The 308-nt window shown below is 39.9% G+C and carries 1 protein-coding gene; it reads right to left on the bottom strand.

All coding sequences use genetic code 11. The features are described from left to right. On the bottom strand, window positions 1-308 hold a 308-nt coding region (locus AOA62_RS01715), incomplete at both ends, for a glycine betaine ABC transporter substrate-binding protein (RefSeq protein ID WP_305886540.1).

Genomic DNA, 308 nt, shown 5'->3' with positions numbered 1-308 from the left:
AGATATTTCAACGATTCCGGCACCTTCACCAATCGTAACAACTTCTCCATCATATCGATCAGCTTGTCCAGCTAAGTCTGCAATACTATCCTCTTCTACATACGCTGGTACTACCCAACCTAATGGTACATTTTCATAACTTGCAGCTACTTTTTGTAGGTCATCACCATATTCTTCCCATAATGCTTCTTCCGTGTATGGAAGCCACGCATCCATAAAGAAGTCTATCTCCTCATCTTGAAGTCCTTGGAATATAATCGGTTGGTCTAATAACGTAATTTCAACAACATAGCCCACTTCTTCTAAAA

The sequence above is a fragment of the Pseudomonas sp. 2995-3 genome (assembly GCF_002742565.1).
In the GTDB taxonomy this organism is placed as follows: Bacteria; Pseudomonadota; Gammaproteobacteria; order Pseudomonadales; family Pseudomonadaceae; genus Aquipseudomonas; species Aquipseudomonas edaphica.
Note: the sequence above shows the minus strand (reverse complement) of the source record. Positions and strands in the feature narration are given on the sequence as shown.